General features: G+C 64.4%; 10 protein-coding genes and 1 pseudogene. 10 read left to right on the top strand and 1 reads right to left on the bottom strand.

Annotated features, from left to right (window positions below; translation table 11 throughout):
• The first annotated feature begins 136 nt into the window (after positions 1-136).
• From VZ95_RS03845 to VZ95_RS23815, 10 genes and pseudogenes are all read left to right on the top strand, one after another.
• Positions 137-1,366 carry a CmpA/NrtA family ABC transporter substrate-binding protein gene (locus VZ95_RS03845; RefSeq protein WP_045774700.1) on the top strand — a complete coding sequence of 410 codons (1,230 nt, stop codon included), beginning with the start codon at positions 137-139 and terminating at the stop codon, positions 1,364-1,366.
• A gap of 41 nt (positions 1,367-1,407) precedes the next feature.
• A complete protein-coding gene (gene ntrB / locus VZ95_RS03840) occupies positions 1,408-2,256 on the top strand; it encodes a nitrate ABC transporter permease (RefSeq protein WP_084627559.1) in 849 nt (282 codons plus the stop codon).
• A 14-nt stretch (positions 2,257-2,270) separates the two neighbouring features.
• The gene (locus tag VZ95_RS03835) at positions 2,271-3,056 is read left to right on the top strand and encodes an ABC transporter ATP-binding protein (protein WP_045774699.1); all 786 of its coding nucleotides are present in this window, start codon (positions 2,271-2,273) and stop codon (positions 3,054-3,056) included.
• A gap of 24 nt (positions 3,057-3,080) precedes the next feature.
• Positions 3,081-5,528, top strand: coding sequence for a nitrite reductase large subunit NirB (gene nirB / locus VZ95_RS03830; RefSeq protein WP_045774698.1), 2,448 nt, complete (start codon positions 3,081-3,083; stop codon positions 5,526-5,528).
• The gene (nirD, locus tag VZ95_RS03825; protein WP_045774697.1) at positions 5,529-5,864 is read left to right on the top strand and encodes a nitrite reductase small subunit NirD; all 336 of its coding nucleotides are present in this window, start codon (positions 5,529-5,531) and stop codon (positions 5,862-5,864) included.
• Positions 5,865-5,869: 5 nt separating this feature from the next.
• Positions 5,870-6,952 carry a molybdopterin-dependent oxidoreductase gene (locus VZ95_RS28485; RefSeq protein WP_332307971.1) on the top strand — a complete coding sequence of 361 codons (1,083 nt, stop codon included), beginning with the start codon at positions 5,870-5,872 and terminating at the stop codon, positions 6,950-6,952.
• Positions 6,888-8,567, top strand: a complete 1,680-nt coding sequence (locus VZ95_RS28480; RefSeq protein WP_332307972.1) for a nitrate reductase — start codon at positions 6,888-6,890, stop codon at positions 8,565-8,567. Before VZ95_RS28485 ends, VZ95_RS28480 begins: the two co-directional genes overlap by 65 nt.
• Complete coding sequence (gene cysG / locus VZ95_RS03815) at positions 8,542-9,930, top strand: siroheme synthase CysG (protein WP_052711457.1); 1,389 nt, start codon at positions 8,542-8,544, stop codon at positions 9,928-9,930. The genes VZ95_RS28480 and cysG overlap by 26 nt, the downstream gene beginning before the upstream one ends.
• Positions 9,927-10,085: pseudogene (locus VZ95_RS29100) on the top strand (glycosyl transferase family protein); the annotation flags it as partial. The gene cysG and the pseudogene VZ95_RS29100, both read left to right, overlap by 4 nt.
• 166 nt (positions 10,086-10,251) lie before the next feature.
• Entirely contained in the window at positions 10,252-10,845 is a 594-nt protein-coding gene (locus VZ95_RS23815; RefSeq protein ID WP_156995032.1) for a hypothetical protein, read from the top strand.
• Here the strand turns inward: VZ95_RS23815 and VZ95_RS21525 are convergent.
• A partial coding sequence (locus tag VZ95_RS21525) for a methyltransferase domain-containing protein (RefSeq protein WP_052711454.1) occupies positions 10,827-11,636 on the bottom strand: 810 nt, incomplete at its 5' end. The two genes, VZ95_RS23815 and VZ95_RS21525, sit on opposite strands and share 19 nt — an antisense overlap.

The raw sequence follows: 11,636 nt of genomic DNA, 5'->3' as shown, positions 1-11,636 counted from the left end.
GTGCCGCCCGAAACCGAGCCTGCCGCCGTCGCCCGCTGCCAGCGCGCCGATCTTTTCGACCTTGCTTTTTCCGCCGCTTAAGGAGTTTGACCCATGCGTGATTTTTCCCGCCGGACGCTGCTGAAAAACTTCCGGCATGGCCGCCACCCTGGCCGCTGCCAAATCCCTGTTTCCGGCGGGCGCTTTTGCCCAAGGGGCCGGGGTTGAAACCACGAAAGCCACCTTGGGCTATATCGCGCTGACCGACGCGAGCCCGCTGATTATCGCTAAGGAAAAAGGCTTTTTCACCAAGCACGGCATGCCCGATGTGGAGGTGGTGAAACAGGCGAGCTGGGGGACGACGCGCGATAATCTCGAACTCGGTTCGGGCGGCGGCGGCATCGACGGGGCGCATATTCTGACCCCGATGCCCTACCATATGCAGCTCGGCAAGATCACCAAAAACGGCCAGCCGGTGCCGATGTCCATCGTCCTGCGCCTCAATACCAATGGTCAGGCGATCTCGGTCTCGAACGCCTATAAAGACCTGAAGGTCGGCCTGAACGCGGCCCCCTTGAAGGATGTATTCAAGGGCGTTGCCGCCAGCGGCAAGGAAATCAAAATCGCCATGACCTTCCGGGGCGGGACCCATGATTTATGGATCCGCTATTGGCTCGCCGCTGGCGGGATCGACCCGGATAAGGATGTTCAAACCATCGTCGTGCCGCCCCCGCAAATGGTGGCGAATATGAAAGTCGGCTCGATGGAAGCCTTCTGCGTCGGCGAGCCGTGGAATGCCCAGTTGGTGAACCAGGGCATCGGCTATACCGCCGTCAGCACCGGCGAGTTCTGGAAGGATCACCCGGAAAAGAGCCTCGCCCTGCGCACGGAGTGGATCGAGAAGAACCCGAAAGCGACGGTCGCTTTGATCGCCGCCGTGCTCGAAGCGCAACAATGGTGCGACAAGCCCGAAAATAAAGAAGAAATGTGCACGATTGTCGGCAAACGCGCGTGGTTCAACGTGCCGGTCGCCGACATCATCGGGCGGACGAAGGGCGAATTCGATTTCGGCACGGGCCGCAAAGAAACCAACGCTCCCTATCTGATGAAATATTGGGCCGACCACGCCTCCTACCCGTTCCAAAGCCATGATCTGTGGTTCCTGACGGAAAATATCCGCTGGGGCGTCGTTGCGCCGGAAACCGACCTCGCCGGCACAATCAAAGCCGTGAACCGGCAAGACCTGTGGCGCGATGCCGCCAAGCTGATTGGGGCCGCCGGGCCGGAAGGCACCAGCCGGGGCGTCGAAACCTTCTTCGACGGCATCAAGTTCGACCCCGCCAATCCGCAAGCCTATCTGGCCGCCCAAAAGATCAAGCGCATCTGATCCCGTCGCCGCCCCCGCCCGTTCCTGCCAGGAGAGTTCCCATGACCGATACGCCCCTTCCTTCGACACCACCCGGCCTAACGCTGCCGCGCTTACCCGCCTTTGCCGCGATCGGCAAATCGGTGGCGGCGCGGGTTCTGCCGCCCTTGGTGATGCTGGTGGTGCTGATCGGCCTATGGGAACTCGCGGCCAGCGGGCCGAAGGCGGCGCTGCCCTCGCCCAGCCTCATTATCCAGCAAAGTTTCGACTTGATCGTCGATCCCTTCTACGACCGGGGCGGGCTCGATAAGGGGCTGTTCTGGCATATTCTCGCGAGCCTAACCCGCGTCGGCCAGGGGTTTGCGATTGCGGCGGTGGTGGGCATTCTCACTGGCGTGCTGCTGGGCCAAAGCCAGATGGCGATGCGCGGGCTCGACCCTTTGTTCCAAATCCTACGCACCATTCCGCCGCTGGCGTGGCTGCCGCTCTCGCTGGCCGCCTTCCGCGACAGCAACCCGTCGGCGATTTTCGTGATCTTCATTACCTCGGTCTGGCCGATCCTGATTAATACCTCGGTCGGTGTGCGGGCAATTCCGCAGGATTACCGCAATGTCGCGGCGGTCTTGCGGCTTAATCACTTGGAGTTTTTCTTCAAGATCGTGCTGCCCTCCACGGTTCCGTACATTTTCACCGGCCTGCGCATCGGGATCGGCCTGTCGTGGCTCGCCATTATTGCCGCTGAAATGCTGATTGGCGGCGTCGGCATCGGGTTCTTCATTTGGGATGCGTGGAACAGCTCCAACATCTCCGACATCATCGTCGCCCTCGTCTACGTCGGTCTGGTCGGCTTCTGCCTCGACCGGGTGATTGCGGGCGTCGGGGCTCTCTGCGCCCGTGGCGCCAAAGCGTAAGGGAGACCGGAATCATGACGAAACCCTATCTGCAAATCAGCAACGTCGGCATTCAGTTCGGCACCAATGTCGTGCTTCAGAATGTCTCCCTCGATATTCAGCGCGGCGAGTTTCTGGCCATCATCGGCCACTCGGGCTGCGGGAAATCGACCCTGCTCAATATCGTCGCTGGGCTGTTGCAAGCCACCACGGGCGGCGTGCTGCTGGAGAATCGGGAAGTGAACGAGCCGGGGCCAGACCGCGCCGTCGTTTTCCAAAATCATTCGCTGCTGCCGTGGTTGACGGTGGAAGAGAATGTTCGCCTTGCGGTCGATAAAGTCTTCGGCAAGACCAAAAGCCGGGCCGAGCGGCGCGACTGGGTGCGCCATAATCTCGATCTCGTGAACATGAGCCACGCACTCGTGCGCCGCCCGAACGAGATTTCTGGCGGCATGAAGCAGCGCGTCGGCATTGCCCGGGCGCTGGCAATGGAGCCGAAGGTTCTGCTGATGGATGAGCCTTTCGGCGCGCTCGACGCCCTCACCCGCGCTCAGCTTCAAGATACGGTGATGGGGCTTCAGCAGCAGCTCAACAATACGGTGCTGATGATTACCCATGATGTCGATGAGGCGGTGCTGCTCTCCGACCGCATCGTGATGATGACCAACGGCCCCGCCGCCACGATCGGCGAAGTGCTCACCGTGCCGCTGGCCCGCCCGCGCGACCGGCTGGCGCTGGCTGCCGATCCCACCTACGTGGGCTGCCGCGCGGCGGTGCTGAAATTCCTCTACGAACGCCATCGCCACCCGGCGGCCGCGTAACGCTGCCCCGACCGGAGACACGCCATGCGAGACCAAATTTCCCCCGACCGTTCGCGCCTGCTGGTTATCGGCAATGGTATGGCCGGAATGCGCACCGTCGAAGAGGTGCTGAAACGCGATCCCCAACGCTACTGCGTGACCGTGATCGGGGCCGAACCGCACGTAAACTATAACCGTATTCTGCTCTCGCCGGTGCTGGCGGGGGAGAAGAGCTTTGATGAAATCGTCATCAATAGCCGCGATTGGTATGATGCGAACGGTATCGAGCTGATCGCGGGCGACGCGGCGATTGTCCTCGATCCGGCGCAAAAGCAGGTGACGACCGCCTCGGGCCGTGTGGTTTCTTACGATAAGCTGCTGCTGGCGACGGGCTCCAACCCGTTCATTCTGCCGGTGCCGGGCAAGGAGTTGCCGGGGGTTTGCGCGTTTCGCGATATGTCGGATGTCGACACGATGCTGTCGGCAGCGCAGCGCTACCGCGATGCCGTGGTGATCGGCGGCGGGCTGCTCGGGCTCGAAGCCGCCAATGGGCTGGCGGCCCAGGGCATGAAAGTCAGCGTTATTCATCTGATGGAAACGTTGATGGAGCGTCAGCTCGATCCGGCGGCGGCGGGTTTGCTGGCGGACGATCTAACCCAGCGCGGTATCGACATCATCACCGGCGCGGTGACGGAAGCGCTGATTGGCGCGGACCGGGTGCAGGCCGTGCGCCTTAAGGACGGGCGGCAAATTCCCGCCGACCTCGTGGTGATGGCGGCGGGGATTCGCCCGAATATGGCCCTCGCCCAAGCCTCGGGCCTTGCTTGCAATCGCGGCGTGATTGTCGATGACGGGCTCTGCACCTCCGATCCGTCGATCTACGCAGTCGGCGAATGCACTGAGCATAACGGCCAAATGGTTGGGCTGGTCGCGCCGATTTGGGACCAGGCGAAAGTCTGCGCCGATCATCTCACCGGCAAAACCGCCAGCGCTTACCGTCCGATTCAACCACCGACGCGCCTGAAGGTAACGGGCATCGATATGCTTTCGGTCGGCCAGTTCAACGGCGGCGAGGGCTGCGAGGATATTATTCTGCGCGATGGGTCGCGCGGTGTGTATAAACGCCTCGTGCTGAAGGACGACATTCTCGTCGGCGCGGTGCTCTATGGCGACGCCAAGGACGGCGGCTGGTACGTCGATCTGCTGGACAAAGCCACCCCCCTCGGCGATCTGCGCGATACCGTGATCTTCGGGCCGGGGCTGACGGCGAGCGGCGCGAGCGATTCTGGCTTGGCCGATCTGCCCGATGAGACCGAAATTTGCGGCTGCAATGGCGTGTGCAAAGGCACGATCCTGGCCGCGATTGCTGACAAGGGCCTGACCACCCTGAAAGAGGTGAAGGTCACGACCAAGGCCGCCGCCTCCTGCGGCTCCTGCTCGTCGAAAGTGGAAGGGCTGCTCGCGCTTGCGCTCGGCGGCGAGTATGAGGCTAAGACGGTTGAAAGCGTCTGCGGTTGCACCGACCATTCCCATGAGTTCGTCCGCGCCGCGATCCGCGACCAGCACCTGAAGAGCATTCCGCAGGTCATGAAAACCTTGGACTGGCGCACGCCCGGCGGCTGCGCCTCCTGCCGTCCGGCGTTGAATTTCTATCTGCTCTGCGCCTGGCCGGGTGAGTATCAGGACGATAGCCGCTCGCGCTTCATTAACGAGCGCGCCCACGCCAATATTCAAAAGGATGGGACGTTTTCGGTCATTCCGCGCATGTGGGGCGGCGTCACCACCTCCGGCGAGCTGCGCGCGATTGCCGATGTCGTCGATAAGTATGAAATCCCCAGCGTTAAGGTGACGGGCGGGCAGCGCATTGATCTGCTTGGCGTGAAAAAGGAAGATTTGCTGGGCGTTTGGGCCGATCTGAATGCGGCGGGCATGGTTTCGGGCCACGGTTACGGCAAGGCACTGCGCACGGTGAAAACCTGCGTCGGCTCGGAATGGTGCCGCTTTGGCACGCAAGATTCGACCGGCATGGGCATTAAGCTGGAGCGGATGACCTGGGGCTCCTGGCATCCCCATAAGGTGAAGCTCGCCGTCTCCGGCTGCCCGCGCAACTGCGCCGAAGCCTCGATTAAGGATTTCGGCGTCATCGCGGTCGATAGCGGTTGGGAACTGCTGATTGGCGGCAATGCCGGTATCGCACTGCGCGGCTGCGACTTCCTCGTCAAGGTCACCACCGAGGAAGAGGTGCTCGAATATTGCGCCGCCTTCTTGCAGCTCTACCGCGAGGAAGCGCGCTATCTGGAGCGCACGGCGCCGTGGGTGGAGCGCGTCGGGCTCGCCTATGTGAAATCCCGCCTACTAGACGATGAGGAAGCCCGCCGCGCGCTGGCCTCCCGCTTCGCCTATGCCCAAAGCTTCGCGCAGATCGACCCCTGGGCCGAGCGCGTTGGCGGCGTCGATGCGAATGAGTTCAAACCGATGCTGGTGGAGGCGTAAATGGCCCTTTGGCTCGATATTGGCCCGGCGGCGGATGTGCCCAGCCAGGGCGCGCGTAAGCTGATGTTCGCCGGGCGGCAACTCGCGATTTTCCGCACCGCCGAGGGCAAATTCTTCGCGCTCGAAGACCGCTGCCCCCATAAGCAGGGGCCGCTGTCGGACGGCATCGTTCACGGCGATTGCGTTACCTGTCCGCTGCACGGTTGGGTGATTAGCCTCGCCTCGGGCCGTGCCCAAGGGGCCGACGAGGGGCAGGTTCTCAGCCTGCCGGTGGCACTCGAAGGCGACCGCCTGAAACTCGATATAGCCGCCCTCAGCGCCGCTGCCGCCGAGTAACCGCCATGACCGACGCCGCCGCCGGAGCTTCCGCCCTCACCGTTCTACAACGCACGACCTGCCCCTATTGCGGGGTCGGCTGCGGCGTGGAGATTCTCTCGGCCGATGGCGGCGCGGGCGTGTCGGTGCGCGGCGATGCCGCCCATCCAGCCAATAAGGGGCGGCTGTGCTCGAAAGGCTCGGCTTTGGCGGAAAGCCTCACCCTGCCCCATCGGCTCACGCAGCCCCTATGGGACGGTGCGCCGGTTCCCTGGGATCTCGCGTTGGACGAAATCGGCGCGCGATTACAAGAGGTCCTGGCGGATGACGGGCCGGAAGCGGTCGCTTTCTACGGCTCGGGGCAGTTGTTGACCGAGGATTATTACGTTCTCAATAAGCTGGCCAAAGGTTTTATTGGAACAAGCAACGTCGATACCAACTCGCGCCTGTGCATGGCCTCCACTGTGGCCGGGCATAAGCAGAGTTTTGGTTCCGATACGGTGCCCGGCCTCTATGACGATTGGGAATTAGCCGATCTGGTCGTGCTGGTCGGCAGCAATACGGCCTGGTGTCATCCGGTGCTGTTTCAACGCCTGCTGGCGGCGCGGAAACGCCGGGGGCTGAAGATCATCGTGCTCGACCCGCGCCAAACCGCCACCACAGCCGACGCCGATCTGCATCTGCCCCTGCGCGGCGGCTCCGACATTGCGTTGTTCAGCGGCTTGCTGCGGGCGATTGCCGAGGCCGGGGCGGTGAAGGCCGCCTATGTCGCCGATCACACGCGCGGTCTTGCCGAAGCCGTCGCTGCCGCGCCCGATCTTGCGACGGTGGCCGATACGACCGGCCTGTCGCCCGTGCAGATTGCCGCCTTCTATAAGCTCTTCATCGACACGCCGAAGGTGGTGACGGTGTTCAGCCAGGGCATCAATCAGTCGAGCCACGGCAGCGATAGCGTGTCGGCGATTCTGAATGTGCATCTGGCGACGGGGCGCATCGGCACCCCCCGGTTGCGGCCCGTTCTCGATCACCGGCCAGCCGAACGCGATGGGCGGGCGCGAAGTCGGCGGGCTCGCCAACCAACTCGCCGCCCATATGGATTTTGCGTCTGAGGCCGACCGCGACCGGGTGCAGCGCTTCTGGAATGCTGCCAATCTGGCGCAGAAGCCGGGGCTGAAAGCCGTCGATCTCTTTCAGGCGGTGGCGGATGGGAAAATTAAATTCCTGTGGATTTTGGCGACCAATCCGCTCGCGAGCCTGCCCGATGCCGATCTCATCCAGGCCGCCTTGGAACGCTGCCCAACGGTGATTCTCTCGGATTGCGTGGCCGATACTGAAACGGCGCGCTATGCGCATTTTCTGCTGCCCGCCGCAACCTGGGGCGAGAAGGACGGCACCGTTACCAATTCCGAACGGCGAATTTCGCGCCAGCGGGCCTTCCGCGCGCCCGAAGGGGAGGCAAAGCCCGATTGGTGGGCGCTGGCGCAGATTGGGCAGCGCTTGGGCTTTGCCGGGGCTTTCGCCTATGAAACGTCGGCCGATGTTTTCCGCGAACACGCGGCCCTCTCGGCTTTCGAGAATGAGGGACGCCGCGATTTCGATTTGGGCGGGGCCGTGGGGCTTTCGAACGATGCCTATGACTCGCTGCCGCCCTTCTGCTGGCCGTGGCGGGCGGGCGAGGCCCCCAGCCTGGAGACGCGCTTCTTCGCCAATGGCGGCTTCTTTACCCCCGATGGCCGCGCGCGCTTCATCCCCACGGGGCCGATGGCACCGCTGAGCCAAACCAGCCCCGATTTTCCGTTAGTGCTGAACACGGGCCGCGTGCGCGATCAATGGCACACGATGGGCCGGACCGGATCAACGCCCCGGCTGATGAACCATCAGCCGCGCCCGACCGTGACGATCAACCCGCAGGATGCGGCGGCCTTGGGCGTGGCTGAGGGCGATCTGGTTCGGCTCAGTAGCGCCACCGGAACGGCGATCCGTCTGGCCGCGATTGCCGAGTCTCAGCCGCGCGGCGAGGTTTTCGCTTCGATGCATTGGAACGGCGCGTGGTGCAGCGGCGGGGCCGTGGGCCGGGTGATTGCCCCGAACGTCGATCCGCTGTCGGGCCAGCCGGAGTTGAAATTCACCCCCGTTTCCCTTACCCGTCTCGCCCCACTGTGGCACGGCTATGCGCTGCTGCGCGACGCGCCGGACCCCTTGGCGCAAGGCGATCTGCCGGGCCTGTTCTGGTGCAAGCGGCCCTTGGGCGATGCCTGGGCCGTCGATCTTTGGGCCTTGCCTGAGAGCGACGCGGTGCCCGATGGCGCAGCACTACTGGCGGCGCTGCTGGGCGATACCGCCGACGAGTGCGTTCCGCTAACCCTGGTCGATCCGGCGCGCGGGCGCTGGCGCGGGGCCTATTTGAACGAGGGCAAGCTGGTGGCGGCGCTGATACTGGGGCGCGGGCCGGAGATGGATCATCTGCTGCCCTTCTTTACCGAACCCAGCCTTGCCAACGCGCAAGAGGTGCTCGCCGGGCGCGTCGCGGCCCCCAGTGCCGGGCCGATGGTCTGCGCCTGTTTTCAGGTGAGTGCCGCGCGCATCCGCGCCGTCGTCGCCTCCGGGGAGGCGACCAGCGTCGAAGCGATCGGTGCGTTGCTGAAGGCGGGCACCAACTGCGGTTCCTGCATTTCCGAACTGAAAGGATTCTTGCGCCATGCCGACGCCTCGCTTGTCGCGTGAAGTGCCGGATGCCTCGGGCAGGCTGTCGCACTTCCCGGTATTTTTCGACCTGAAGGATGTGCCGGTTCTGGTGCTCGGTTCGGGCGATCTGGCCGACGCGAAAGCCCGTCTCGTCGCCCGCGCGGGAGCCAAGGTGGTCCGCTGGGACCGGCTGGCGGCGGGGGCCGATTTGACGCCGTTCCGCTTCATCATCGCCGCCCCCGTGGGGGACGAGATCGATCTTGCCGCCCTGCGCGCCGCCGCTAGTGCCGTGCGCGTGCCGCTGAATGTCGCCGATACGCCGAGCTACTGCGATTTCATTCTGCCGGCGATGATCGAGCGCGGCCCCGTCACCGTGGCGGTTTCGACCGGCGGCACGGCCCCGATTCTGGCGCGACTGCTGCGCGCGGTGCTGGAGAAAGCCATTCCCCCCGGTTACGGGCTGCTGGCCAGCCTCGCCGGGCGCTGGCGGGAGCGGGTGACGGCGGCTTTACCGGACGCCTCGCGTCGAAAGGCTTTCTGGGAAACTATGCTCGCGGGCCGAATTGCCGATTTGGCGCTCGCCGGGCAGGCTGAAGCTGCCGAGGCCGCGATAGCGGAGGCCTTGGCCTCGGACCACCCGATGCCATCCTATCCTGTTGCCCTCGTCGGCGCCGGGCCGGGCGATCCCGAATTGCTGACCTTGAAAGCCGCCCGGCTGATCGGGGCCGCCGATATTATTCTCTACGATGCTTTGGTCGGCGACGGCGTGCTGCGGCTGGCGAAACGCGAAGCCAAGCTGATTTCGGTCGGCAAACGCTGCGGCGATAAAAGCTCGATGCCGCAGGCGGCCATCAACGAAGCCCTACTCGCCGCCGCCCGCACCGGCGGCCGCGTCGTCCGGCTCAAGGGCGGCGATCCCGGCGTCTTCGGCCGGGCCAGTGAAGAAATTTCTTATCTCGATGCGCATGGCGTATCGAGCGAGCTTGTCCCTGGCGTCACTGCGGCGCTGGGGGCAGCGGCGGCGCTCCGTTGTTCCCTCACGCAACGGGGCGTCGCCCGCACTCTTACCCTTGCCACCGCGCAGACCGAAGACGGAATGGCCGATCATTGGGCCGGGCTCGCCAAAGCCGGGGGCACGCTGGCGCTCTATATGGGCAAGGCGGCGGCGGGGCGGCTCGCGCGCGACCTGATCGCGGCGGGGCTCGATCCGGCAACCCCGGCGGTGGCGGTGGAAAATGCCTCGCTGCCGCACCAGCGCGAAACCATCAGCAATTTGGCCGAATTACCCTTCGCGCTGGCCGATGGGCGGTTTGACGGGCCGACCCTCTTGCTGATTGGGACGGCTTTAGCGCAGACTCAGGATCGGATTTCTTCGGTCTTGGAGGTTGCCCCGGCGGCATGAGCGTTCACGATACCCATTCTTTCGCCCCTTACGTCCGCACCTTAGGCCGAGGGCCGGGGCGCTCGCGCTCGTTAACCCGCGAAGAAGCGCAGGACGCGCTGCATCAAGTTCTCGACGGTCGGGCCTTGCCCGAGCAGGTGGGGGCCTTCCTCATGCTGTTGCGCTATCGCGGCGAAGACCCGGACGAAATGGCGGGCTTGGTCGACGCTGCGCGCACGGAACTCCCGGCGTGGGATGTGGGCGGCGTCGATCTCGACTGGCCGTCCTATGCCGATGGGCGCACGCGCGGCGCGGCGCATTTTCTGCACGCGGCGACACTGATTGCCGCCAGCGGCAAGCGCGTTTTTGGTCCACGGGCTGCCCGGCGGGCCAGGGCGGGAGGCGATTGGGGCGGGATTGGCCGAAACCGGCATTCCCATTACCGCGACCGACGCCGAAACGCGCGCGGCGCTGGATCGCGGCGGAATCGCCTTCGTACCGACGAATGTGCTCGCGCCGGGGTTGGCGCGGCTGCTGGGGTTGCGCGGCATCTTGGGGCTGCGCTCGCCGATGAATACGGTGGCGCGGCTGCTGAACCCGTTCGCGGCGGCAGCGGGGGTCGATGGCGTGTTCCACCCGCCTTATATTCACCTGCATTTGGAAGCGTCGAAACGCCTGAACCGTCCCCGTTTGGCCGTGCTGAAGGGCGGCGGCGGCGAGGCGGAACGGCGACCAGAAAAGCCGATTACGGTGCATCTCTTACGCGGCGCGACAGTGGAAGAGCTGCTGTTTCCCGCCCTCTGTGCCGCCGATGCCGAGGAGGGTGTTCAAGCGCGCGCGACGGTGCAGGCCACCTTAGCGCTCGCCCTGCTCGCCCTCGGCGCAGCGGAAACCGTGACTGAGGCGGAGGCGGCGGCTCAGATCTTGATGGTGTAACGGGTCATGGCGATAGCATCCTCATCCAGCGCCGTGCGGAAGGCGGCCCAGCGTTCCGAATCGGTGGCGACGGTCGGCAGCAGCGGGCGCGGGATGGTCCCGGCCTCAAGTTTCCCCGAAAGTTCGCCCCAGATTTTATTGATCCGCTCCACATAGGCCGGGCTGATATTTTTGCTGTCGGCATCGACGTTGAGGGAGAAGAATGTCTCCATCATCTGCGCGTGCGACCAAAGCTGCGGGGCCGGGTTCAGGAGTTTCAACCAGGCCTGCAAGGCAACCCCCGCCGCCGCTGAGCGCCGACTGGTGCCGCCGAGACTGGCAACGCCCAATTCGGTCAGCACCATCTCGGTAATCATCACCGTGCCGCCGCGTTTGGCGGCGCGGACGATCTGCTGGATCAGCCGGGCCTTATTGGCGACCGGCGTTAGAATTTCATGGGCCGCGACGACATCGAAACTATTGGCTTTGAACTGCACCGTCGCCGGATCATAGGCGGTGACGGCGGCTTTTTGCGACAGTTCGGCAGCGTCTGAGCGTTGTTGAGCGATTCCGGCGAGCGCGGCGGAAGGCGTCATCGAGGTCGGCCAGCAGCCGTAATGGCGGGCGAGCACGCGCGTCAACCCACCGAGCCCCGCCGATGGAATCAGCACTTGGCTCGCGACAGTAATATTCACCTCGGCGAGCGCCCCCGCTGCAATCGCACCGTCGCCCGGCCCAAGATTATCCTCGCCCCACAGAAACTCAGCCGCCTCGATGCGCGTTTGCGTCCAATAGCTATCGGCAGCAACCGC

This window comes from Elstera litoralis (assembly GCF_000963705.1).
Lineage (GTDB): Bacteria > Pseudomonadota > Alphaproteobacteria > Elsterales > Elsteraceae > Elstera > Elstera litoralis.
This window is presented reverse-complemented; position numbering and strand designations above follow the sequence as displayed.

What these genes read in the sequence shown, in the direction of transcription:
- cysG (WP_052711457.1), top strand. Translation starts at nt 8,542, where the DNA reads ATGCCGACGCCTCGCTTGTCGCGTGAAGTGCCGGATGCCTCGGGCAGG.
- nirB (WP_045774698.1), top strand. Translation starts at nt 3,081, where the DNA reads ATGCGAGACCAAATTTCCCCCGACCGTTCGCGCCTGCTGGTTATCGGC.
- VZ95_RS28485 (WP_332307971.1), top strand. Translation starts at nt 5,870, where the DNA reads ATGACCGACGCCGCCGCCGGAGCTTCCGCCCTCACCGTTCTACAACGC.
- VZ95_RS28480 (WP_332307972.1), top strand. Translation starts at nt 6,888, where the DNA reads ATGGGCGGGCGCGAAGTCGGCGGGCTCGCCAACCAACTCGCCGCCCAT.
- nirD (WP_045774697.1), top strand. Translation starts at nt 5,529, where the DNA reads ATGGCCCTTTGGCTCGATATTGGCCCGGCGGCGGATGTGCCCAGCCAG.
- VZ95_RS03845 (WP_045774700.1), top strand. Translation starts at nt 137, where the DNA reads ATGGCCGCCACCCTGGCCGCTGCCAAATCCCTGTTTCCGGCGGGCGCT.
- VZ95_RS03835 (WP_045774699.1), top strand. Translation starts at nt 2,271, where the DNA reads ATGACGAAACCCTATCTGCAAATCAGCAACGTCGGCATTCAGTTCGGC.
- ntrB (WP_084627559.1), top strand. Translation starts at nt 1,408, where the DNA reads ATGACCGATACGCCCCTTCCTTCGACACCACCCGGCCTAACGCTGCCG.